Raw genomic sequence first — 23,486 nt, 5'->3', positions numbered from 1 at the left:
GGGAGTGCTCGGCCTGCAAGGGCGACAGGGGCCGTTCTTGCGCCGCGAAGCTCTGGGTCACGGTCCTTCTGCTCAGTCCAGCGGCCAGCTTCTATTCCATCACGGAAGAGGCTCTCCGAGAGAGAACCACCTTCGCGGCTCTTCCCCGGCCGCGGCTACTGGCGGTCCTCGTACCTGTTGCATTGGCCATCGCCCAGGCGCACCCGGGTGAGCTCCTGGAATGGAGGATCACAACGCAGCAGCGTGTACAGCTTGTAAGACGGCGGTGGGACGCGCCAGCAGAGATTCTGTCCCGCTGGAATCTTGTACGTCTCCCCGCTCGACAACGTATAGCTGCACGAGGCATCCGGGACGTTCGTCCTCTCCTCTGCATGGGCCTGGGCAATCGAAGCCGCCGTGAGCAACGTCACCAACAATATACGCATTGTTCCTGCTCCGCCTATCTGATCGCACATTCCGGAATTGGGATGCGGACATCGCCGCAGCAAGTCACAAATTCCTGAAACGCACGACCGGACGGTCATGACGGAACGACGCGCAGCTCCATTCGCTGATCGCGATCTGCAGGCGTCGGTATGATCTCAGCTCTCCGGCGCTGAAACGGGTGCCGGTACGCCCAGCGGTGCTCCACCAACCGAAACCGGTCCCAAGGGCTGATTTTCCGGCACGATCCGTTTGCGCATCGCCAGTCCGTAGCGGGCATTCGCTTTGCGGACGGACGACGTGACGTCCGACATCATCCTGTTTTGCAGCGAGTCGACCTTGGCGATCAGTGTCGACAGCTGCGATGAGATCTTCTTCACATCGGCCCGTTCGTCCGTGATGCTCTGCCGCAATGACAGCAGCACCATCGAATCCTGCTGCAGCAAATCGGTATTTTGCTGCGACGCGTGGTTGTTCTGCTGCAGCAAAGCGGTGTGTTGCTGCTGGGCCGCCTGAATCTCTTTCAAGGCAGTGACGACCGGATCCGGTTTCGGCGCAGCCGCTTCCTGGCGCGGAAGCAGTTGAGCGAAACTCGCGACATTGAGCGCAGGGAAATCGGACGGCAACGTGTAGATGGCTGCCGCGCCATTGATGGCGATGGCACACAGCGACAGCGCCAGCAGCGATTTCCGGCTGGACTGCGTGATCTGTGCTGGAACTTCCGGGGCAGCGAGTTCGTGGGTTGCTGCGGCGGCCGCGAGCGCGGCCGGGTCGAACTCTTCGGCGAAGCCTTGCGTTTCGTAAGTCGTGGTCACGTCTATTGACCCCATGAGCGAGCAAAAGGCAGCCGCCCACGGAACGTCGTCGCAACGACGCCTTTACGCAGCACCCATATACAACTGTCTAAAATTGTGAGCTTTTTGGATTAATTCCACGTTAGCAGCGCGGCCGGCTGACGGCCGAGCGACCCCGGTCGAGTACGGGTCGATGCCAACCCGCCGGAGGCATGACGGATTTTCCGAAGTTGGCAGAATGCCACTGTTTGCCCGACGGCGCAAGTTCTCTTTTGCGCTCGATAGGAAAGACGTTGTGGCACAAGCACTTCGCTACTGTGCATGGGGTTGTTTTCGCAGCTTGCAGCTCACCCCTCGTCCAGCAGCTCGAACAGCTCCTCCACCCGCTCGAACGGCGCGTCCCGCATCGGGCTGTGATAGACGACGCGGTCGCCATCGCGTTGAAGCGACTTGCCTCGCGACTTTCGCAAGCGGCCCGGCAGGAACGTTGCGGCGGCAGCCTCAGGGCCGACGTCGAGGCGGATGATGCCGCGCCGCTTGCACTCGATCCGCAGCTTTGCTGCGGCGAAGAAGTCACGCGCGCCCTGCGGCAAGGGCCCGAAGCGGCGCGAGGTCTCCTCCTCGAGGTCCTCGAGGTCTTCCTCGTCGCTGCATCTTGCGGCGCGCGCGTAGAGCTCGAGCCGCACGGGCTCGGACTGCACATAGGTCTCGGGCAGCATGTCCGGGACCGGCAGGTTCAAATCGGGCACCCACACCGCGGCGCGCTCCTCGCCGGCCTTCTCCGAGGCCATCTTCAAGAGATGGCTGTAGAGCACCGGCCCGAACACCTGGACATGGCCGGATTGCTGCTCGGAGAACAGGTCGCCGGCGCCGCGCAGATCGAGGTCGCGTTCGCTGATGGCAAAGCCGGCGCCCGGTCGGCTGAATTCTTCGAGCACGGCGAGCCGCTTCTCCGATTGTCCGGACGCGCCCTCGGTCAACAGATGAGCGAAGGCGCGGATGCCGCTGCGGCCGACCCGGCCGCGGAGCTGGTGCAGCTGGGCGAGGCCGAACTTCTCGGGCCAGCACACCACGATGGTGTTGGCGCGGGGAATGTCGAGGCCGCTCTCGACGATATTGGTGGCGAGCAGGACGTCGGCCCTGCCCTCGACGAAGCTCATCATGCGGTCGTCGATCTCGTCGGCGGCCAATCGTCCGTGCAGGCAGACGATGCGAAGCTCGGGCGCCACCGCCTGCACCCGCGCCAGCATGGGATCGAGGTCCTGGATGCGCGGACAGATCAGGAAGCTCTGCCCGTGGCGGCGCTGCTCGCGCAGCAGCGCAGAAGCGATGGCCGCATCCGACAGCGGCGCGATCCGCGTTGCGACCGGCAGCCGGTGCACCGGAGGCGACGCGATCACGCTGAGATCGCGGAAGCCGGCCAAGCCCGCAGCCAGCGTCCGCGGGATCGGCGTCGCGCTCATCATGAGCACGTGGACGTTCTTGGCGAGGCCCGAGAGCTTCGCCTTCTCGGCCGCGCCGAAATGCTGTTCCTCGTCGATGATGACGAGGCCGAGATCGCTAAACTTGACGTCCTTGCCCGTGAGCGCCTGGGTGCCGATCACGACCTTGATCCGGCCGCTGCGCAGTCCCTCCCGGGTCTCGCGCAGCTCCGCGCCCGAGGTGGCCCGCGACAGGTTACCCACCTCGATGCCGAACGGCGCAAAGCGCTTCTGGAACGTTGCGACGTGCTGGCGCGCCAGCACCGTCGTCGGCACCGCGACCGCGACCTGCTTGCCCGACAGCACGACGGCGGCCGCCGCGCGCAGCGCCACCTCGGTCTTGCCGAAACCGACGTCCCCGCAGATCACGCGGTCCATCGGGTGACCGGAGGCGAGGTCATCAAGCACGTCGGCAATGGCCTTGGCCTGATCGCTCGTGGTGAAATAGGGAAAGCGCGCCACGAACTTCTCATAGGCAGATCCGGGCGGCACCAGCTTTTCCCCGCGCCGCCGCCGGCGCTGGCTGATGTGCTTGGCCAGCACCTTGCCCGCAGCCTGGATTTCGCGCTCGGCTTCGCTACGGCGCGCCCACCATGTGCTGCCATCCGCCTTGTCGAGCGCGAGCTTGCCGAGCTCGGTTGCGTACGGCCACATCAAGGCGAGATCGGGGGGCGGCACCAGCACCGCATTATCGCCGGCGAACTTCAGGCGGATCATCTCGCGCATCGCGCCACCGCCCGTGTTCACGGTCTGCAAGCCGTCGAGCACGGCAAGCCCGCGCTGGAGATGGATGACCACGGTGCCCTGCTCGGGCACGTCGGCATGATCGAAGGCCGCACTCCAGGCCCGCGCCATCGGCTGCGGGTGATGCGCGCGGCTGCCGAGCACGTCGGACGCCGTGACGACGACCAGAGGCTTCTTGCCGGGCAGGATGAAACCCGCATCGAGATCGGCCAGCAGCGCCATCTCGCCGTTCCGCCCGCTCGTCGCCTCCGACCAGTCGTCGCAGCGCTGCGCCTTGACGCCGCCCATCCGCTCCATCACGCGCAGATCGTCCTCGATCGCTGCGACGAGGACCAAACGTGCACCGGCCCGGCGCTTCTCATCGACGAACGCCCGCAGCGCCTTCCGTGCGGAGGTCAGCTTCGAGAACTCCGGCGTGGTCTGCAACGATGCCGTTCGCGGCAGCACCTTCATGCCCTTGGACAGCCGCTTCCAGTCAGCGCGTCCGAGATATTCACGCTCCCGCTCCGCACGCGGCGCGGCCTCCTCGATCGTGCCGAGCCAGGCATCGACGTGCGAGGGAACGCCGGCGTCGGCGACCCATTTTGCGCGTCCGCAATAGTCGAACAGGCTGGAGCGCTGACCGCGCTTGCCGGCGAAGCCGAGCCGCTCCGACATGGGATCGACCACAAGCTCGTTCGTCTCGAAAATGATGTCGTGCTCTTGCGGATCGAACGCCACGATCCGCCTGATCGCGCGCTCCGAATGCTCGATCCGGAATGGGCCCAGCGCGCCCGCGGGAAATATCTCGAAGGTCTGGCCGTGAAACAGCGCCCCGCCCGGATAGTCCGGCTCGTCCTCGAGATCGTAACCCAGGGATTGCAGGCGCGTCTCGAGGTCCTGCTCGGAGAACGCGCCGCCCACCTTCAGGCTCACGCTGAGGCGCGACAGGCTCGCCGGCGGCGGCAGGCGCTCCATCACGGCCTCCGCCGTCGAAACCAGAAACAACGGTTTTTTGGATTTGGCGAGGCGTCGCAGCACCGACGCTCTGCGCCCCGCGAGCTCGTGGGACGGCTCCAGCTGATCGAACGGCAAGGTGTTCAATCGCGGAAACACCAGGACCTCGCAGGACGGATCGAGCGCGTGAATGACGCTGCCCAGCCGCTCTGCCCTGTTCTCGCTCTCGGCAAGAAAGACGAGACCGCTACTCCCGGACTGCTTCCATTGTGCAAGCAGATGCAGAGCCATCATTCCGAGTGGCGACGAAGACGCGATCGATGCGCGCTGCGACCCCTTGCTCTTCTTGGGCGATTTTTTGGTCGCCCGTGTTTTTTTGGAAAGCCTCACTTGAACCCGTCTCTGGTCGTAAACCGTCGGCAGCCGAACGCGAGCCGCTCTCGTCCCGATTCGGCTGCTCGGCGCCATGCATATGGGATTTGGCTTGCGAACGCACGCGGTGGGCAACGTCCAGGGGTGCCATCGCGATCCCGATAGTTTGACCGGCCATCGCCCCACAGATCGGAACTGACGCTTGGTGCACATGCAAGCACGAAAAACCCCAGCGCTTGGAGCCACGCTGGGGCGTTTCGTTCGAAATAAATCAGTTAAGCAATGACATCTTCATAGCAGCGATTCCGCCGGGCGTTTGTGAACTGGTTCACACGCCTTGCGCCAAACGACCTCAGCGCGAAGGCCCTGAGGTCGCCAACCTTGTGGGGAAGGTTTTCTCGCGGCCCGGGGGTTTTGGGGCTTGGGGATGGGCCGGGAGCCAGGAGTCTACGCGCGCGGAGCGGACTCGTTCCAAAGCATATCTGCCGCACCAACGATCCGATCCCGCCGGAGCAGGTTACCGCACCCCTTCCGGTTTGAGCGTGCATACGCCGTGCGCTAGCATGTTCCTTTTACGGAGGCTCATTTGAAACCATTGATTTTCATCGCGGCCGTCGCACTGCTCGCAGCCGCGCCCGCCCGTTCGCAGGCGCTGGTCGATCCCAGCAAGGTTGCCCCGAATATCGCGAGGCAGCGGAGGAGCGCCGGGCCGAACAGCTGCGCCAGCGCGAATGCGCGATGAAGGCGGATCTCGCGAAAGTGCTGCCCAGGGATCGCACCACCTATCTCAATCATTGCCTGGAGACGATGGCGGCCACGCAATAGTGGCTGAGCAGGCCGCTTGATGGATCGAGACCGCCACCCGTCGCGGCGGAGCGATGATTTTGCGCGTGTTCTGCGAACAGCGGCTCGCTTGCGATCGTTCGCCGGGCGGACGCGATCGGCAGGACGCGAGGATTAGATCACCCTCGCCGCGGCTTCCTAGGAAACAGACGGTCGCGGATGTAGCGCGAGGTCGGCGTCAGGCGGATGCCGCGGGGCCGCTGCCAGGCCGCGCGGTCGATCTCTTTCTTGTCGCCGATCGTCAGCCTGCCCTTCGCGCCCTTGGCGATGAAGATGGCATCGCTCATCTTGCGGCCGGAGCGTTTGTTCCTGGCCGTCACTTCCTTCCAGAGACTGATCCGGCCGAGCTTCAGCTTGGGCAGCTCCTCCTTGATCTCGCGTCGCAGGCAGTCCTTCTCGGACTCGCGCGCCCGCTTGCGGCCGCCCGGAAACATCCAGAGACCGTCGGATCGGCGTCTGACCAACAACACCTTGCCGCGCCTGGCGGCAACCAGCTTGGAAGACTTCGCCATCACTGCCGCAAATCGAAACCAGAATCGTCCCGATCGTAACTTGTCTAGTCGTATAGACAAGTTGAGGGCGCGGCTTGACCACAGGCCGTCAGGGCGTCGGCTCGGCCTTTGCCCCCTCCACCCGGTCCTCCGTCCGGATCCAGGCCATCATCAGCTCCCAAGCCACCGACAGGATGATCGGCCCGATGAACAGGCCGACGATGCCGTGGGCGAGCGTGCCACCGATCACGCCGACGAAGATCACGATGGTCGGCGTGGTCAGGCCGCGCCCCATGACGAGCGGCTTCAGCATGGTGTCGATGAAGCCTACCAGGACGAGAAACACGGTGAGCAGCAGCGCGGTGGTGACGTCCTTGGCGGTCCAGATCCAGATGATCACCGGCAGGAGCACGAGAAAGGCGCCGATCTGCACGATCGAGAGCAGCAGCACGATGAAGGCGAGAAGGCCAGCGCTCGGCACGGCAGCAAGCTTGAAGCCGAAACCGGCGAGCAACGCCTGCACCACCGCGACGCCGATCACCCCTTGCGCCACGGCGCGGATGGTCGCACCCGCGAGCCCCAGGAAATGCTCGCTCTGCTCGGGCACGATGCGAAACAGGAAGTTGCGGCCGGCCGCAACCAGCCGCGGTCCGTGCGGAAACAGGAAGCCGGCAACGAACACCGAAAGCAGGAACTGGACAGTGCCGAGGCCGGCATCGCCAGCGAGCGACAACAGCGGTCCCGCCAGCGGCTGGAGATATGGCGCCACCTCGCGCAACACCGCTCGGATGTTGGTGTAGGTCTGGTCCCAGAGCTCATAGAGCCACGGGCCGACCAGCGGCCACGATTTGAGCTGCTCCGGCGCCGACTGGAGCGCGAGATCGCCGGTGCCGAGCTGGTGCGCCAGCTCCCGCACGCCATCGACCGCACTGAGACCGAGCCAGGTCGCAGGGCCGATGACGATGCCCAGCGTGATCAGGGTCAGGAGCGCAGCCGCGGTCTTCGGCCGGCCGCCGAGGATCTTGGCCAGCCAGCTGAAGGCCGGATAGAACGCAACCGCGAGGACGCCGCTCCAGGCCAAGATCGGCACGAATGGGCGGATGATCAGGAAAGTCCAGATGATCAGCAGGGCGAGCAGGCCGAGCCGGATCACGAGCTGGATGATATCCTCTCCCGTCAGGAGCTGACGGAGACTTTTCACGGCGACTGCTTTCCCTGCGACATGAACGCAACTTCCGGTAACTTGCGCGGCCAATCCGTTATGCCAGCTGCGGAACCGCCGTCAAGACGAGCGCCTGCCCAGCCGCCGGAAGGCCCCTTCCGGAATTAGGAACGCTTCGGCCCAAAGCGCATTCCAGGACGATGGCGGGTCGCCCCATGGAGCCAAATTCCCACGCGGGAATTCACCGCAGCATCCATTTCTCGCTGACGCGCAACAGTGCGCCCGGCTATTGGCGCTACGCCTATTCAATCGGCGAGAAGGTGCGCTCCGGCCGAGTGCAAGGCAGATTGCCGCAGCTCGCCATCAGGCGCGTGAAGATGCGCATTGATCGTGACATGCGGACTGGCCCGGCGAACGATTGATGCGCAGCTGGCAAGAGGCTGACCGTGGCCGCAACAAGCAGCCCGGCTTGGCTAACGTCGATTAACCGGATTTTCCTGGGCCGGTTTACGCCGCTGCAAAAGCCGCCCGGCTACCGTCGGCGAGGTCTTAAGAAACATTCAGTGCAATGGCCAACAGCATCTGGACGATCGAACAATTCACCTGTGCGGGTTGCAGCATGAGCTACACCGCGACCAGGGAGGAACATGCCGATACGCATTCCGGCTGTTTCAAATGCAGCATCTGCAGCAGCGTGGTGCATAGCTGGTCCGGCAGGCATCACTTCTTCCGCTGGGAAGCGGTGAAGACGAGGCCGCCCGTGTTCGGACGGCGCTGGGCGGACGTGGGCTATTAGATCTCGCCGCCCATCGTGGCAGCCTGACCGCGCCAGCGAGATCGTCCTTGTGCGAGAGCGGTCGCGCTGACGAGCCGCCCCACATGGTAGCACATGCTGAGACCCGCCCCGGCTCCGCAGCGTCGCTGGCGATTTTCGCGCGTCCCCGACGCGCCTGGGGCGTTGCAGCGGGTCAGGGACACGCTAAGTTCACACTGCTCTACCTTTCCTGCCTCAGTGAAGTCGACACGTGATGACCGCCCCCTTCGTTCCGCAGATCGCTCTTTACCGCACCTGGCTCGCCGAGAAGCGTGGCCTCACATTCTCGAGCTACGAGGACATGCGGCAGTGGTCGGTTCGCGATCTCGACGGCTTCTGGCGCAGCATCTGGGACTATTACGACCTGCAATCACCGACGCCGTTCGCGAACGTAATCGCCGAGCGCAAGATGCCCGGTGCGGTGTGGTTTCCCGGTGCACAGGTCAATTATGCGCGGCAGGTGTTCCGCCATGTCGAGGCCGCCGATGCCGCAGGCCTGCCTGCGATCGTCAGCGCCGGTGAGGACGGCAGGCTGACGGAGACGAGCTGGCCCGAGCTGCGGCGCAAGGCCGCTGCACTCGCGCTGCATCTGAAGGACAAAGGCATCAAGCCCGGCGACCGTGTTGCGGCCTATCTGCCCAACATCCCCGAGACCATCATCGCATTCCTTGCAGCCGCCAGCATCGGCGCCGTCTGGAGCGTCTGCGCGCCCGATATGGCTGCACCTGCTGTGATCGACCGCTTCAAGCAGATTGAGCCGAAAGTGCTGATCGCCTGCGACGCCGTTCGCTATGCCGGCCGACACCACGACCGCAAGGATGTCGTTGCCGAGCTGCGGCGTTCGCTGCCTACGGTCGAGCACGCTATCCTGCACAGCGAGGTCGCCCCGCCCGCTGCTCCGGACGCCCTGCTCTCCGACGTCGTCGCCATGACGGGCGCTGCCATCGACGCCTTCGAGCCAACCTGGCTGCCATTCGATCACCCGCTCTGGATCGTTTATTCCAGCGGCACCACCGGCTTGCCGAAGCCGATCGTCCACGGTCATGGCGGCATCGTCATCGTGGTGCTGGCGCTGCTCGGCCTGCACAATGATATCGGCTGCTCCTATCACGCGAATTCATTCGGCGAGCGCTATCACTGGTACTCTTCGACCGGCTGGATCATGTGGAATTCGCAGGTCGGTGGCCTGCTCGGCGGCACCACCTGCTGCATTTTCGACGGCAGCCCCGGCGGCACAAAGGACAATCCGGACTGGACCACATTGTGGCGTTTCGTCGCGCACTCGAAGGCGACCTTCTTCGGCGCGGGCGCAGCATTCTTCGCGAACTGCGCCAAGGCAGAGGTCGATCTGACCGCGGCCGGCGACCTGTCGCGACTGCGGTGTCTCGGCTCGACCGGCTCGCCGCTCAGCGCCGACACGCAGGGCTGGTTCAATGCGCGCTTTGCGACGTTGTCGGCGACCAACGGCAGCAAGGCGCATGCGGACATCTGGTGGGCCAACATCTCCGGCGGCACCGACTTCGCCGGCGCCTTCATTGGCGGTAATCGCGAACTGCCGCAGACACCCGGTGCGATGCAGTGCCGCCTGCTCGGCGCCGCAGTCGAGGCGTTCAATGACCAGGGTCGCGCCGTCACGGGCGAGGTCGGCGAGCTCGTCTGCACCGAGCCGATGCCGTCGATGCCGCTGTATTTCTGGAACGACAAGGACGGCGCGCGCTATCGGGCCAGCTATTTCGAGACCTATCCGGACAATTTCGACGACAGCGGTCGCGGGCCCGTGTGGCGGCACGGCGACTGGCTCAAGGTCAATGCGGACGGCTCCTGCGTCATCTATGGCCGTAGCGATGCGACGATCAACCGGCACGGCCTGCGCATGGGCACGAGCGAGCTCTATTCCGCGATCGAGGCTCTGCCGGAGGTGCTGGACTCGCTCGTTGTGGATCTCGAGTATCTCGGCCGCGACAGCTACATGCCGCTGTTCGTGGTGTTGCGCGACGGCGTCGCGCTCGACGATACGATGCAGGCCAAGATCCACAAGGCGATCGAGATCGGTCTATCCCGGCGTTTCCTGCCGAACGAAATTTTCGCCGTCGCCGAGATCCCGCGCACGCTCTCCGGCAAGAAGCAGGAGCTGCCTATCAAGAAGCTCCTGCTTGGCCAGGCGGTCGAAAAGGTCATCAACAAGGAGGCGATGGCCAATCCCGGCTGTCTCGGCTGGTATCTCGCCTTCGCGCGCGACTACCTGGCCAGAACGGCAGCGTGAAGCCGCGATCACCCGCCGCCGAAATTGGAGGGGTCAAGATTCCTGTTTTCGGACGGCGGGATCGGCGGATATCCGGGAAACTTGTACCAGCCGGGCGGCACCGCCACACGCGCGTCGGGATGGACCATGACGTGGTCCCGCGGACGCACGTGATGCCTCGGCGCTGCCGCGGCCGACGCGCACGTTAACATCAGGAGAAGTAAAACCAGGACAGGACGCATTGCACGGTCTCCAGACGTCCCCGCCCATCATGTGGTTCACGGAACCCGCCCGCACCATTCATCTTCGCGTCACAATCGCTCACATCGATGGGATCGCGGGGGTCCACGACTTGGACCGGACGATCGACTTAATTGCGCCTATGGCGTTTGGACTCCGTTCACCGATCGCCGCTAGATCAGGACGAATCCTCCCGCGCCGAACATCAGGCCATGGCCGACCTCAACGCCGTCCTCACCAGGCTCAACGACCGTCTGCTGCGCCTCGAAGGCGAGCTGTTCGTGCTGCGCTCGCTGGCACGCGCCACGCTGACGGCGGGTGATGACCATGCGGCGCGCATGCGCAAGCTGGTCGAGGCCGCGAAAGTCGCGCTCGACGACGAGGCCAAGCGGCCGCTCGACAAGCCGACGCGCAAATATGTGGATGCGGCAACCGCGCTGGTGGAAGAGCTGCTGGTCGAGCCGACTCAGGCGCGGCCGTTGTTCACGGTCATCGACGGCGGCCGGCGCGACTGAGCGATCCGATCAACTAGCGCCCGTAGTACCCACGCGGCTGCATGCCGTTGCGGTAGCATTGGCCGTCCGAATAATTGTACGCGAAACCGTCGGGGCAGAGCCCGCCACGACGTCCATAGGCTTGGGAACGCCCATAGGTGCCGGGGGCACGCGCGCCGTGCGGATAGCAGCTGCCATCCGAATAATTGTAGTCATACCCGTGCGGACAGAGGCCGCCGCCTGCATAGCCGCCACCTCCATAGCCCGGTCCGTAGCCCCTGTTGTAGACGCCTGGCGCATGAGCGTTGTTGGGATAGCAGCGGCCGTTCGAGTGGTTGTAATCATACCCATGAGGACATTGCCCGGTTGGACCACCCCTGAACTGAACCTGCTCCATCATCGGCTCCGGCGGTGCCGCGGGCACGTTTGCAAATGCAATCAAGCCAGCCAGCGCAAGCACGATCATGACCTCTCCTCCAAATGACCGGGACAAGCCTAGCAGGATTCGTGTCCCACGAAACGACCTGCCGATTGAGCCACGGCCGCGCTGAACCTTACATGAACCAGGATCGAAATGCGGCGATGCGTCGTACCGCAGGAGGTCGCAAGTGCCGGATCCCGCTACACGGTCGTGGATTGCTCCGCCTTCAGTCTGCCGAGGCCTGCCTCGATGATCGCGATCTCCTCGTCGATCTTGCCGATGGGCAGACTGAAATCATAGCCCGACCTGCTCTTCAGATCGACCGCGAGCCGCTGTCTGTGCATCATCAGCTCGTCGAGGCCGCGCCGGTTCTTCAGCCGGACATAAATGTCGACGATCTGCTCAATCGCGCTCGGCATGAAATCGGTCCCGGCGAAAAGGCCCGCGCGACGCACCCACGCCGGCGGGACATTTTCGGTGTCGCGGTACGCAATACAAATCCGCGACGGATTCGTCGATACGCCAAGCTGGTTGAGAACATGTTACCGTGGGGTGATTTCGTCAGGGCGGCATGAAAAAGCCGCTGGCAACCATGCCAGCGGCCAAGCCGGGTTCGAAAACGGATGCGGGTTGAAATGTCGCCAGCCCCGGTCCGTCATTCTTACGGCAGAGTGAGCATCTCTTCTGTCTAGAACGAAACACAGGAACCGAGGCACGCATCACCTGCCGGCTCGACCGTGGCCATCCGCAACGCTGTCATGCGCACGGGCGGCGCCGGGGGCGAGCGGATGTCCAGCGGCGGAATTCGTCGCCTCCGGCGGCTGGTGCATTGTTGATAACCCACCCAAACCCGGCGCGGATGGTGACAGGCCGTCCGGACGTGTTATCGGGAGATGACGCAACTGCGAGACAGATCGGACACCCATGCGCATTACCCTGGTCGGCTCCCGACATTTCGGCGTGACCACCCTGAACATGCTCCGGGAGCACAGCGTCACGATCGTTCGGGTCGTGGTGGCGGATGCCGACGATCGTCTCGCCGCGGCCGCCAAGGCGGCCGGCATCGAGGTGGTGGTCCAGGCCAATCCGAAGCTGGTGGTGGCCTCCGAGATCGCGCCCGATACTGACCTGATCATCACGGCGCACAGCCACGCCCGGATCGGCAAGGACGCGCTCGCCGCGGCCAAGCTGGGTGGAATCGGCTATCACCCCTCGCTATTGCCGCGCCATCGCGGCAAGGCAGCCGTGGAATGGACCATCAAGGAAGGCGACCCGATCGCCGGCGGCACGATCTACCACCTCGCCGACCGCATGGACGCAGGCGCCATCGCCGCCCAGGACTGGTGCTTCGTCAGGAAGGGCGAGACGGCGCGGGAGCTCTGGGAGCGCGCGCTGGCGCCCCTCGGCCTCAAGCTGCTGGCCGACGTGATCGACTACGCCAAAGTCCACAAGGCGCTTCCGGCCAAGGTTCAGGACGAGCAGTTCGCAACCTCGGCCCCGAGTCTCTCGTGATGTTTACCCTTAACGTGAAACCGCATTGATTCTGCTTCGAAAATCGGAGGCAAAAACTGAAATAAACCATTGTTCCCACAGGAACAATTTTCGGTTTGGCGTCGCAACAAATTTCCGTCACATTTCGTCCGAATAAGCGACAGCATATCAGACAGATTCAAGGACGGAATTCATGCGTTTTGGTCGCATTGCGGTGCTCTGTGCCGCCTCAGTTTTCTCCGCCACCTTCGCCTCTCCCGCCTTTGCCCAGAGCCCCTATGACGGCAATTGGCAGGTCACGATCGTGACTAAGAGCGGCTCCTGCGAGCCGACCGCAAGCTCCATGCTGACGGTTGCCGACGGCAAGATCTCCGCGCCGGGCGCTAACGTTTCCGGCACCATCGGCAGCGGGGGACTTGTGAAAGTTTCGATCAATGGTGCATATGCCAACGGTCAACTCAACGGCAACGCCGGATCGGGGAAGTGGAATGGAGCATCTGCAGGCATACCGTGCAGCGGGCGGTGGGAAGCATCGCGCCAATAAACCAATTGAGGCTCGCGCCAAAGGCCGGCGGCTGCTGATCGCGGCCGCCGTTTTGTTTGCGGCGGGTCTCGCCAACACGGAAAGCAACGCCCAGTCCGGCCCGTTTGCCTCGCTCGCGGGCAGCTGGAGCGGCAGCGGCACCGTCACCCTCGACGACGGCTCGACTGAGCGCATCCGCTGCCGGGCCAAGTACGCCCCGATCGGACCGACCATGGAGATGTCGCTGACCTGCGCCAGCGACGCCTACAAGTTCAACCTCGGCGCCAATGTCAGGGCTGAGGGCGGCGCAATCGCCGGCAGCTGGTCCGAAGCCAGCCGCAACATCTCCGGCTCGCTCCAGGGCCGCGGCGCCGGCGGCAATTACGAGCTGGTTGCCTCCACCGCCGGCTTTAACGCCAACATCTCGCTGAAGACGAGCGGCAACAAGCAGAACGTCTCGATGCGCGCAGACAGCCAGTTCCGCGGCGCCAACATCTCGCTGTCGAAGTAAGACGACAGCGCCGTGACCCAACGATCGACCCGGCGTCCACGCCGGGTCGATTTTTTATGCGTTCGGCACAAACGCTGTGACCTCGATCTCGACCTTGGCCCGCTCGTCTACCAGGCCACCGATGTAAAGCAGCGTCGAGGGCGGGAAATTGCGCCCCAGCGTCTCCTTCCAGGCGGCGCCGATGCCCGGGCCCGCGGCCTCATATTCGCTGCGGCTGGTCAGGTACCAGGTTAAACGAACGATGTGCTCGGGGCCCGCTCCGGCCTCCGCCAAGAGCTTGATGATCCGCTTCAGCGCGGTCGCAACCTGTGCCGCCATGTCGGGCGCGTAGTTGCCGGTCTCATCGCCGCCGGTCTGCCCGGCGAGAACCACCCAGCGGCCGGGCCCCTGGACCACGACACCGTGGGAAAAGCCGCGCGGTTTCTTCCATTCGGCCGGTTGCAAGATTTGCATGAGCGAAGCTCTCCCTTGTCTTGTTGTTCAATGCTGCCTTAGCACGTCCTCCTGCATCGCTGCATCCGCAGATTTGGCCGTTGCAAACGGCAGCGATGTCGCCGATACCGGCCTCCCCTCAGGCACGATTTTCCGCACCCACGCTCATGACTGCGACACCGTCCAAAACGATGGCTGCACTGTGGATGGCGGGCTGGCTGGCGCTGATGCTGGTCATGGCGGTCGCCGGGCGCGAGACCACGCGCGAGCTGAGCGTTTTCCAGATCATGGAAGTGCGATCGGTGATCGGGTTCTTCCTGCTTCTGCCATTCATTTTCCGCGCCGGCGGCTTCAAGGCGGTCGCGACCCAACGCCTCCCCCAGCACCTCGCGCGCAATGGTGTCCATTATTTCGCACAGCTCGGCTGGTTCTACGCGCTGACGCTGATCGGGATCGGCCAGGTCGTCGCGATCGAATTCACGATGCCGATCTGGACGGCGCTGCTGGCGGCAACTTTCCTGTCCGAGCGCATGACGGTCTGGAAGATCGCCGCGGTCGTGCTCGGCGTCATCGGCGTTGTCATGATCGTGCGGCCCGCCACCGGCGAGATCAATCCGGGTCAGTTGATCGCGCTGGGAGCTGCGATTGGCTTCAGCATCTCCATGATACTGGCGAAGTCGCTGACCCGGACCGAAAGCGCGTTGTCGATCCTGTTCTGGATGATCATCGTCCAGATGGTCGTCGGCCTGCTGCCGACACTTTATGCCTGGACTTGGCCATCGGCCCACATGTGGGGTTGGCTCTTCGTCATCGGGGTCTGCGGCACGTTCTCGCACTATTGCCTTGCCAGCGCGCTCCGGTACGCCGATGCGACCATCGTGGTTCCCATGGACTTCCTGCGGGTTCCACTCACGGCGACGGCCGGCTGGCTGCTGTATTCCGAGCGCCTCGACGCCTGGACCGTGCTCGGCGCGGCGCTGATCCTCTGCGGCAATCTTCTGAATTTGAAACCGGCGTCCGTGGTTCCCGCTCGCGCACAGTGAACCTGCCGTCGCCTCACGCGACAAATCAAAGTGGCCGTGTGATTTGGATCACGTTGGGGAAGCTGCCTATCGTGCACATTCGGCCACACAGCAGCGGTTTGGATGCGACATACTGCCGTTTTGGTGGCACGAAGTCGGGCACTTCGTGTAGGTTCGTTGCCAATTCGTTGCTGCCTGCAATTCGATTCTGTTGGGGATCTCAGATGCGCTATCTCACCCTCCTCGCTTCGCTGATGTGCATGGCTCTGTCGGTCAGTGCCGCGAAGGCCGACCGCCGCGTCGCTTTCGTCGTTGGCAACGGCAACTACAAGAACGTCGCGCAATTGCCGAACCCGCCGATCGACGCCAAGGCGATGGCGGCGACGCTGCGCAATGTCGGCTTCGAGGTAATCGAGGGATCCAATCTCAGCCGCGACCAGATGACGGAGAAGCTGCTCGACTTCGGCCGCAAGGCGCAGGGTTCCGACATCGCGCTGTTCTACTATGCCGGGCACGGCATCGCCGTCAGCGGCACAAACTATTTGCTGCCGGTCGACGCCGACATCAAATCGGAGATGGACGTCAAGCTGGGCGCCGCCATCAACATCGACCTGACGCTCGAGCAGACCATGGGCGATGCCAAGGTCAAGCTGGTCTTCCTCGACGCCTGCCGCGACAATCCGTTTGCCGCCAAGATCAAGTCGAATGCCGCCACCCGCAGCGTCAACGTGCAGAGCGGCCTTGCCGAGATGAAGTCCGGTGAAGGCACGCTGATCGCGTTCGCCACCGGCCCCGGCCAGACCGCGCTCGACGGCCAGGAGGGCAACAACAGCCCGTTCACCCGCGCGCTGATCGACAACATCACCAGGCCGGGCGTCGAGATCCAGCAGGCGATGACGTCGGTGCGCGCCCAGGTCAACGAAGAGACCCGCAAGGGCCAGCTGCCCTGGGGCCATACCAACCTGACTGGCAGCGTCTACCTCAATCAGGCGCCGACCACCCAGGTCGCCACCGCGGCGCCGACCGCGACCGGCATCCTGCCGGCCGCAGCCGGCAGCTCGGACGGTGTCGAGCTCGAGTACTGGCGCTCGGTGAAGGAATCCAACAAGCCGGAGGAGCTCAACGCCTATCTCACGGCCTATCCGAACGGACAGTTCAAGGCGCTGGCGCTCGCACGCCTCGCGGCGATCAAGAGCGGCCCCTCGACCGCGACCCGCACGCTGACCGCCGGCGTCGATCCCGCGACCTTTACCGACGAGTCCACCCAGGTCACCGAGGATCAGATCGGCCTCGACAAGAACAAGCGCCGCGATGTGCAGCGTCGGCTGACAGCGCTCGGCTTCGACACCAAGCTGACCGGCGTGTTCGACGACGAGACGCGATCCGTGCTCAAGCGCTGGCAGACAGCGCGCGGCTATCCTACATCGGGCTACCTGAACAAGCTCCAGCACAAAGCCCTGCTCTCGGAGATCGTGGCTGCCCCGGCGACGGCGAGCGACACCAGCCAGAAGCCAGCCAAGCGCGCGGCCAGCGCCCCGGCCCAGAGCAGCGCGCCGGCACCAGCGCAGCATCGCAGCAATCCCGGCGATGCTGCCGGTGCGGCCTTCGTCGGCGGCGTCGTCGGCGGCATGATGGGCGGCATGTTCCGCCGCTGAGGCGCCAAGCACTCTCAAGACAAAGCCCGGCTCGCGCCGGGCTTTTTCTTTGCGGACGCTGATCGCGCGGCGCCTACTTCCCCGCGGCCCTTCCGCAGCGCCTCGTTGATGCGGTCCTGCCAGCCCGGCCCGCCCTCCTGGAAGAACGCCAACACGTCCTGGTCGATGCGCAGCGTGACCTGCTCCTTGATACCAGGAACGGCGTTTTGCTTGGGCGGCGCCGCAGCGACCTTGGCCGTCACCTTCTTGAACGCCGCCTCGGCTTCCGTCCTGGCATCGCCAAGCGTCCGCGGCCGTCTCGGTTGATCCGCCATGTGCTAGATTCCCTCAAACAGAGCCGTCGAAAGATACCGCTCGGAGAAGGACGGCACGATCGCGAGGATGGTTTTCCCGGAAGCTTCCGGACGCTTGCCGATCTCGAGCGCGGCCGCGATCGCAGCGCCCGATGAGATGCCGCCCGGAATGCCTTCATGCCGCGCCAGCGCGCGCGAGGTCTCGATCGCCGTCATCGAGTTGACCTTCACGATCTCGTCAATCGCAGAGCGGTCGAGAATGTCAGGCACGAAGCCGGCGCCGATGCCCTGGATCTTGTGCGGGGTGTGCTGGCCGCCCGAGAGCACCGGGCTCTCCTCCGGTTCGACTGCCACCACCCGCAAGGACGGTTTGCGCGGCTTCAACACCTGGCCGACGCCGGTGATGGTGCCTCCGGTGCCGACACCGGCCACGAAGACATCGATGTTGCCGGCCGTATCGTTCCAGATCTCCTCCGCCGTGGTGCGGCGATGCACCTCGGGATTGGCGAGGTTCTTGAACTGCTGCGGCATCACCGAGTTCGGCGTCGTCTTCAACAATTCTTCTGCGGCTGCGATGGCGCCCTTCATGCCCTGGGCTGCCGGCGTCAACACGAGCTCCGCGCCGAGAAAGGCCAGCATCTTGCGACGCTCGATCGACATCGATTCCGGCATCACCAGCTTGAGGCGATAGCCGCGCGAGGCCGCGACGAAGGCAAGCGCGATACCGGTATTGCCGGAGGTCGGCTCGATCAGCACGGTGTCCGGCTTGATGATGCCGGCCTTCTCCATGGCGATGATCATAGCCGCACCGATGCGGTCCTTCACGCTCGCGGCTGGATTGAAATATTCAAGTTTTGCCAAAATCGTCGCGTTCACGCCGTGCATGGCGGGCAGCCGGCGCAAACGCACGATCGGCGTGTTGCCGAAAGTGTCGACGATCGAGTCATAGATTCGGCCGCGACCGGGTTGGTGCGCTGCACCCGTTTTCGCAGCCTTCTCCAACGATGCGTCCATGATGAGCTCCCTGTGGCAACAATGCGCTTCTGTCGTGGCCCTACGCAGTTACAGACAGCTCGCGGCGACACGCAAGCGGCAATGCGGCACATGTTAAATACGCTGCATTGCAAAATCACGTGAGCTGCAAATATCAGAAAACCAACGCATTTGTGTTGCGACCTCGTCAACCTCTTCTGCTTATGTTAGACTTACGTCTTAAAGCAGGGAGGTCACCACGATGTCAGCAGTTGCTGAAGTGATGTCGACCGTCGCGCTGAACCGCGATCCGCGTTGCAGCGAGTTGCCCACCTGTCCGGTCTGCGCCGACTCGATGGTCGCCGCCGAAGCATCCGCCTACGTCTCGGACCACATGATCAGCTATCTCTGGACCTGCGACAATTGCGGGTACGGCTTCGTGACCAAGCACGCCGTCAAGACGCGTTTCGTATGCAACTGATCTCTGCAAGCTAGCGCGGGGCGATATCGCCCCTCGCCCAGTCCTCGCGCGTACGCTGGTAGAACTCCTCGAACTTTCCCTGTGCGATCGCGTCCCGGATGCCCTGCATCAGGGACTGATAGTAAGCGACGTTGATCTCGGACAGCAGCATCGCCCCCAGTGTCTCGCCCGCCTTGACGAGATGATGCAAATAGGCGCGCGCGCAGCTGCGCGTCGACGGCCATGAGCTCTCCTCGTAGAGCGGCCGCGGATCGTCGGCGTGGCGCGCATTGCGCAGATTGACCTGGCCGAAGCGCGTGAAGGCAACGCCATGCCGGCCATTGCGGGTCGGCATCACGCAATCGAACATGTCGACGCCGCGCTTCACCGCCTCGAGGATGTCATCGGGCGTGCCGACACCCATGAGGTAACGCGGCCGCTGTTTCGGAAGCAACGGTGCGGTCTCGTCGATCATCGCCAGCATCACCGCCTGCGGCTCGCCGACGGCGAGGCCGCCGATCGCATAGCCGTGGAAGCCGATCTCGACCAGGCCTTGCGCGCTTGCATGGCGAAGCTGCGGCACGTCGCCGCCCTGGACGATGCCGAACAGCATGTAGCCCTCGGGCGCGCTCGCGAAGGCGCGCTTGCTGCGCTCGGCCCAGCGCAGCGACAATTGCATCGCGCGCTCGATGTCGGCCCGCTCGGCGGGCAGCCGCACGCATTCGTCCATCTGCATGGCGATGTCGGAGCCGAGGAGGCGCTGCACCTCGATCGAGCGCTCCGGCGACAGCTCGACCTTGGCGCCGTCGATATGCGAACGGAAGGTGACGGCGTGCTCGCTGACCTTGCGCAAGTCCGCCAGCGACATCACCTGGAAACCGCCGGAATCCGTCAGCATCGGCCCGTTCCACCCCGTGAATGTCTGCAAGGCGCCAAGCGCCGCGATCCGCTCGGCGCCGGGGCGCAGCATCAGATGATAGGTGTTGCCGAGCACGATGTCGGCGCCGGCGTCACGCACCTCGCGCCAGTGCATGCCCTTCATGGCACCCGCGGTGCCGACCGGCATGAAGGCCGGCGTCCGCACCACGCCGTGCGGCGTGGTCAGGCGTCCGGTGCGCGCGGCGCCATCGGTGGCGAGCAACTCAAAGTGATTGGGAAGGTCATTGTCGGGATTCATGGCGGTGCTTATTGCGTGTCGGACGAGGCCGATCAACCCGCCCGGGACCATGCCACGGCCCGCCAATGGCTCAGACTAGGACACAATCGGGCCTATGCCGGCGCCTGCCGCCCTTGTTAAACAAAACGATACAGTGTAGTTTTATCCTGGGGCTGGACGAGAATGCCGCGGCAGAATGCCGGCGGCGGTAAAAGCGTGATCGCCAGCCATCGACGATGCCCCTCCCTCCACGATCGACCGAAATGTCCAGCCACCCGCACGGCTGGATCAGGCGGACAGGCGCCCGCCTGAGCGGCGTCCTGGCCCTGGTATGCAGCCTGGCGCTCGGCGCCTGCACGTCCCTGCCCCGCACGCCCTATACGGCCGCGGAAGCCAGCACATCGCGCGTGCTCGATATCGATGGCCTCAGGCGCTACGCCGACGAGCCCGTCACGAAGTTCAGCTTCGAGAAGGACAACAGCACGGCGACGAAGTCGTATCTGGCGCTGTCGGGCGGCGGTGCCGATGGCGCTTACGGCGTCGGCGTGCTCAACGGCTGGACGGCGGCCAGAACCCGTCCGACCTTCTCTGTCGTCTCGGGCGTGAGCACCGGCGGCCTGATCGCGCCTTTTGCCTTCCTCGGCTCGCAATATGACGACACGCTGAGGGAGGTCTACACCAGCGGCATCGCAGAGAGCCTTTTGAACGATCCCAGCATCATGCGCGTGCTGTTCGGATCTGGCCTGTTCGGCAATACGAGGCTGCGCGAGCTCGTCGCCCGCTATGTCGGGCCCGAGATCATGGCGCAGGTCGCGCGCTAGAATGCCAGGGGACGCCGGCTGCTGATCGTGACCACCGATCTCGACACCCAGCGCACAGCGATCTGGGACATGGGCAAGATCGCCGCGGTCGGAACGCCCGAAGCGCTGAAACTGTTTCGCGACGTGATGGCGGCCTCCGCCAGCATTCCGTTGGTGTTTCCGCCGATCATGATCGACGCCGAAGGCCAGGGCCGGCGCTTCCAGGAAATGCATGTCGACGGTGGCGTGACGGCACCGGTGCTGACGCTGCCGGATGCCCTGCTGTTCCAGGGCAGCCGCCTGCCCGGCAGCGCGAAGCTGGACATCTACATCCTTGTCAACAAGAAGATCGAACGCAATTTCGAGCTGGTCTCCAACAGCACCATCGACGTCGCCTCGCGCAGCCTGTCTGCGATCACCCAGTCGCAGACGCGCTCGATCATCTTCTCGACCTATGATTTTGCCAGACGTAACCGCCTCGGCTTCCATCTCTCCTACATCGCACGCGACTATCCGGCGTCGCCCTCGGAAGGGTTCGACACCGCCTATATGCGGGCGCTGTATCAGTACGGATACGACAAGGCCGCCGCCGGCCAAGCCTGGACCTCGTCGCTTCCGTGATCCCCTCGTGAGGGAACGAGGCCATACCGAAACCGTTGACGATACGGCCAATCCGGCCAGATTCGCGATGACGCCTCCGCTCCTGCGCGATATAGAGCGAATGACCGATATCACGACCGCGCAGGAATCATTGGGCATGGGATTGACTGCGACCAAGACCAGACCGGCAGCGCCGCGGCGCGAGGTGACGAAATCGCGCGGTGGCCGGCCTACGAAGTCAGCCGCCATCGAGCGCGACCAGCGGCTGATCGAGGTCGCCACCCGCCTGTTCCTGGATCGCGGCTTCGACGCGACCTCGCTTGATGCGGTCGCGGAAGCGGCCCGGGTCAGCAAGCCCACCGTCTATTCCCGCTACGGCGACAAGCGCGGGCTGTTTGCAGCCGTGCTGAGGCGCGAGATCGATCGCTGGCTCGCGCCGCTCTCCGCGGCGGCGGAGACACAGCTCTCGAGCGGCTCGAACATCCCGGTCGAGCAGCGGCTGATCGAGATCGGGCGCGAGATGCTCACATTCACCTGCGGCCCCGACGCCGTCGCCTTCAGCCGCATGATGACGTCACAGGCCATCAACTTTCCTGACGTCGCCAAGCTCGGCAAGGAGGAGGGCTGGCTCAAGGCCGTCGCCACCACGGCGCGCTTCTTCGACCACCTCGTGGCGCAAGGCGCGCTCGATGTCGAAGACACCACCATTGCCGCCGAGGTGTTTCTCGACGTCGTCGTCGGTCACACCCACCGCATGGCCACGTTTGGAACGGCGCTGGAGATGAAGGCCGCGGAGAAGCGCATGCGGGCGGCGATCAAGCTATTCCTGGCTGGCGCGCTGGGGCCTGCCGACCGCGTCCAGAACTCCGCCAAGGGCACGCAGCGGCGCCCGTCCCGCTGACAATTCCGTGAGCGCGCGACCTTATCCTCCGGGGGCCATGGCTGCGCCATTGACCGAAATAAAACGATACGGTATGGTTTTGTTATAGCAGCACTGACCGCTTTTTCACCAGCCCCAAAGAGGTTCGTGCTGTTTCGAACGCCGCGGCGGGCACAACCTGCTACGACGCTCCGCGGCCGGCCTTTGCCCAAGGTCGGCCGCGAATTCTTTACGATCATCCGGCACATTTGCTGGCGGAAGGTTCGAGCATGAAGGCACGACGACATCCCTGGACGTTTCTTGCCGCCACCCTGTCGGCCGTGCTCATCGCAGCGCCGGCGCAGGCGATCGTCTCGGCCGGAAGCACACCCACCGCCCTTCACAGCGAGACAGATGGCAACGCCGAGGCCGATCGCCAAGCGGTGAGCCGCGAGATCGAGCGCTTCCGGAGCTCGTCGATCTCGATCAGCCAGGCCATGGCGATTGCCGAAGGCCGACACGCCGGCGCCACGACGGCGGATGTGAGTTTCGACGGAGGCTCGGGTGTCCCGGTCTACCGCGTGAAGACCCTGCACAACGACCGGATCTGGCGCCACACCATCAATGCTTCGACCGGAGAGCTCGTCGGCGGTGAAGCCGCCCTCCCCCTCGCCGAACTCGACCACGACGATCGCAGCAATCTCGCAGCGCTCGGCGCGATCAGGCACCGCCTTGCCGATGCCGTGCGCGTCGCCGAACGCGCGGCCTCGGGCAAGGCGATCAGCGGCGGACTGGTGCGCGAACGCGGCCGGCTCAATTTCGCGATCGTCGTGATCAGCGGCGACGACCTCAAGGAGGTCATCTTGGAGCCGCCGGGCGCCAGGACGAAATAGCGACTGCCAAATAGCGGCGGGCTCGGCCCGGGCGAAAAGCCATTGACGGGGGCAAGACTCTCCCGCATAAGTCGCCGCCATGTTCACGACCACCAAACGCACGACCAAAACCACCACGGCCCCAGGGGCCCGGGGAGGCGTGCGCGCGTAGGTCGTCGACTTAAACGCATCAGCTCTACGGCAAGCCCCGCCCTCGATGGTCCGGGGCTTTTTTGTGTTTGAATTCTCAATTCAATGGAGGACAAAGTGAGTAACGATCCCGTCGTCGCGATTGTCGGCGTCACCGGTGCAGTGGGCGCCGAATTCATCGCCACCATGGACAAGCGCGGCTTCCGCGTCGGCAAGCTTAAGGCGCTGGCCAG

At 64.3% G+C, this 23,486-nt stretch carries 22 protein-coding genes and 2 pseudogenes; 14 read left to right on the top strand and 10 right to left on the bottom strand.

The annotated features are described in order from the left end of the window. Positions 1-581: 581 nt before the first annotated feature. The 4 genes from SE91_RS14330 to SE91_RS14310 all read right to left on the bottom strand — a co-directional run bounded on the left by SE91_RS14330 (position 582) and on the right by SE91_RS14310 (position 7,285). Complete coding sequence (locus tag SE91_RS14330; protein ID WP_060737738.1) at positions 582-1,244, bottom strand: hypothetical protein; 663 nt, start codon at positions 1,242-1,244, stop codon at positions 582-584. 320 nt (positions 1,245-1,564) lie between these two features. Then, positions 1,565-4,672, bottom strand: coding sequence for a DEAD/DEAH box helicase (locus tag SE91_RS14325; RefSeq protein ID WP_061848027.1), 3,108 nt, complete (start codon positions 4,670-4,672; stop codon positions 1,565-1,567). Positions 4,673-5,712: 1,040 nt separating this feature from the next. Continuing rightward, the gene (locus tag SE91_RS14315; protein ID WP_008563855.1) at positions 5,713-6,105 is read right to left on the bottom strand and encodes an NUDIX hydrolase; all 393 of its coding nucleotides are present in this window, start codon (positions 6,103-6,105) and stop codon (positions 5,713-5,715) included. 88 nt (positions 6,106-6,193) lie between these two features. After that, a complete protein-coding gene (locus SE91_RS14310) occupies positions 6,194-7,285 on the bottom strand; it encodes an AI-2E family transporter (RefSeq protein ID WP_061848026.1) in 1,092 nt (363 codons plus the stop codon). Positions 7,286-7,461: 176 nt separating this feature from the next. Between SE91_RS14310 and SE91_RS14305 the strand changes: the two genes are divergently transcribed. The 4 genes from SE91_RS14305 to SE91_RS14290 all read left to right on the top strand — a co-directional run bounded on the left by SE91_RS14305 (position 7,462) and on the right by SE91_RS14290 (position 11,057). After that, the gene (locus SE91_RS14305; RefSeq protein WP_245318455.1) at positions 7,462-7,668 is read left to right on the top strand and encodes a hypothetical protein; all 207 of its coding nucleotides are present in this window, start codon (positions 7,462-7,464) and stop codon (positions 7,666-7,668) included. 146 nt (positions 7,669-7,814) lie between these two features. Then, positions 7,815-8,042: a hypothetical protein gene (locus tag SE91_RS14300; protein WP_061848024.1), complete on the top strand. Its 228-nt coding sequence runs from the start codon at positions 7,815-7,817 to the stop codon at positions 8,040-8,042. A gap of 232 nt (positions 8,043-8,274) precedes the next feature. Then, positions 8,275-10,323, top strand: a complete 2,049-nt coding sequence (locus SE91_RS14295) for an acetoacetate--CoA ligase (RefSeq protein WP_061848023.1) — start codon at positions 8,275-8,277, stop codon at positions 10,321-10,323. Between the two features lie 431 nt (positions 10,324-10,754). Continuing rightward, positions 10,755-11,057, top strand: a complete 303-nt coding sequence (locus tag SE91_RS14290; protein WP_061848022.1) for a hypothetical protein — start codon at positions 10,755-10,757, stop codon at positions 11,055-11,057. A 13-nt stretch (positions 11,058-11,070) separates the two neighbouring features. Here the strand turns inward: SE91_RS14290 and SE91_RS14285 are convergent, their stop codons facing one another. Both SE91_RS14285 and SE91_RS14280 read right to left on the bottom strand, forming a co-directional pair. Then, complete coding sequence (locus SE91_RS14285; RefSeq protein ID WP_008563867.1) at positions 11,071-11,502, bottom strand: hypothetical protein; 432 nt, start codon at positions 11,500-11,502, stop codon at positions 11,071-11,073. Positions 11,503-11,657: 155 nt separating this feature from the next. Continuing rightward, entirely contained in the window at positions 11,658-11,876 is a 219-nt protein-coding gene (locus SE91_RS14280) for a hypothetical protein (RefSeq protein ID WP_061848021.1), read from the bottom strand. A 505-nt stretch (positions 11,877-12,381) separates the two neighbouring features. On the opposite strand from SE91_RS14280, the gene SE91_RS14275 reads away from it, so the two are divergent. The 3 genes from SE91_RS14275 (at position 12,382) to SE91_RS14270 (ending at position 13,982) form a co-directional block, all read left to right on the top strand. Continuing rightward, the gene (locus SE91_RS14275; RefSeq protein ID WP_008563869.1) at positions 12,382-12,969 is read left to right on the top strand and encodes a formyltransferase family protein; all 588 of its coding nucleotides are present in this window, start codon (positions 12,382-12,384) and stop codon (positions 12,967-12,969) included. Positions 12,970-13,141: 172 nt separating this feature from the next. Continuing rightward, entirely contained in the window at positions 13,142-13,492 is a 351-nt protein-coding gene (locus tag SE91_RS35310) for a hypothetical protein (protein WP_082813722.1), read from the top strand. After that, complete coding sequence (locus tag SE91_RS14270; RefSeq protein WP_060736119.1) at positions 13,437-13,982, top strand: hypothetical protein; 546 nt, start codon at positions 13,437-13,439, stop codon at positions 13,980-13,982. The genes SE91_RS35310 and SE91_RS14270 overlap by 56 nt, the downstream gene beginning before the upstream one ends. Before the next feature lie 54 nt (positions 13,983-14,036). Here SE91_RS14270 and SE91_RS14265 read toward each other — a convergent pair whose 3' ends face one another. Beyond that, positions 14,037-14,435, bottom strand: a complete 399-nt coding sequence (locus SE91_RS14265) for a RidA family protein (RefSeq protein ID WP_008569699.1) — start codon at positions 14,433-14,435, stop codon at positions 14,037-14,039. Between the two features lie 146 nt (positions 14,436-14,581). Here SE91_RS14265 and SE91_RS14260 point away from each other — a divergent pair, with 146 nt between their 5' ends. Then, a complete protein-coding gene (locus tag SE91_RS14260; RefSeq protein ID WP_061848020.1) occupies positions 14,582-15,457 on the top strand; it encodes a DMT family transporter in 876 nt (291 codons plus the stop codon). Positions 15,458-15,660: 203 nt separating this feature from the next. Then, positions 15,661-17,091, top strand: a complete 1,431-nt coding sequence (locus SE91_RS14255; protein WP_061848019.1) for a caspase family protein — start codon at positions 15,661-15,663, stop codon at positions 17,089-17,091. A gap of 14 nt (positions 17,092-17,105) precedes the next feature. On the opposite strand, the gene SE91_RS14250 is transcribed toward SE91_RS14255, so the two are convergent. Both SE91_RS14250 and cysK read right to left on the bottom strand, forming a co-directional pair. Beyond that, on the bottom strand, positions 17,106-17,405 hold the full coding sequence (locus SE91_RS14250; RefSeq protein ID WP_245318454.1) for a BrnA antitoxin family protein: 300 nt from the start codon (positions 17,403-17,405) through the stop codon (positions 17,106-17,108). 3 nt (positions 17,406-17,408) lie between these two features. Next, positions 17,409-18,398 carry a cysteine synthase A gene (gene cysK / locus SE91_RS14245; protein WP_061848018.1) on the bottom strand — a complete coding sequence of 330 codons (990 nt, stop codon included), beginning with the start codon at positions 18,396-18,398 and terminating at the stop codon, positions 17,409-17,411. A gap of 220 nt (positions 18,399-18,618) precedes the next feature. On the opposite strand from cysK, the gene SE91_RS14240 reads away from it, so the two are divergent. Beyond that, positions 18,619-18,837: a hypothetical protein gene (locus SE91_RS14240; protein ID WP_008563902.1), complete on the top strand. Its 219-nt coding sequence runs from the start codon at positions 18,619-18,621 to the stop codon at positions 18,835-18,837. A gap of 10 nt (positions 18,838-18,847) precedes the next feature. Here the strand turns inward: SE91_RS14240 and tgt are convergent, their stop codons facing one another. Beyond that, the gene (gene tgt, locus SE91_RS14235) at positions 18,848-19,993 is read right to left on the bottom strand and encodes a tRNA guanosine(34) transglycosylase Tgt (RefSeq protein WP_061851125.1); all 1,146 of its coding nucleotides are present in this window, start codon (positions 19,991-19,993) and stop codon (positions 18,848-18,850) included. Positions 19,994-20,235: 242 nt separating this feature from the next. On the opposite strand from tgt, the pseudogene SE91_RS14230 reads away from it, so the two are divergent. The 4 genes and pseudogenes from SE91_RS14230 to SE91_RS37630 all read left to right on the top strand — a co-directional run. After that, a pseudogene (locus SE91_RS14230) lies at positions 20,236-21,393 on the top strand (patatin-like phospholipase family protein). A 136-nt stretch (positions 21,394-21,529) separates the two neighbouring features. Next, entirely contained in the window at positions 21,530-22,273 is a 744-nt protein-coding gene (locus SE91_RS14225; protein ID WP_061851124.1) for a TetR/AcrR family transcriptional regulator, read from the top strand. A 248-nt stretch (positions 22,274-22,521) separates the two neighbouring features. After that, entirely contained in the window at positions 22,522-23,124 is a 603-nt protein-coding gene (locus tag SE91_RS14220) for a PepSY domain-containing protein (protein WP_061848017.1), read from the top strand. A 234-nt stretch (positions 23,125-23,358) separates the two neighbouring features. Then, positions 23,359-23,486 (top strand): annotated as a pseudogene (locus SE91_RS37630) (aspartate-semialdehyde dehydrogenase); the annotation flags it as partial.

Source organism: Bradyrhizobium sp. DOA1 (genome assembly GCF_001593325.1).
Lineage (GTDB): Bacteria > Pseudomonadota > Alphaproteobacteria > Rhizobiales > Xanthobacteraceae > Bradyrhizobium.
The sequence above is the reverse complement of the archived record's forward strand: the minus strand, read 5'-3'. Positions and strand labels throughout refer to the sequence as shown.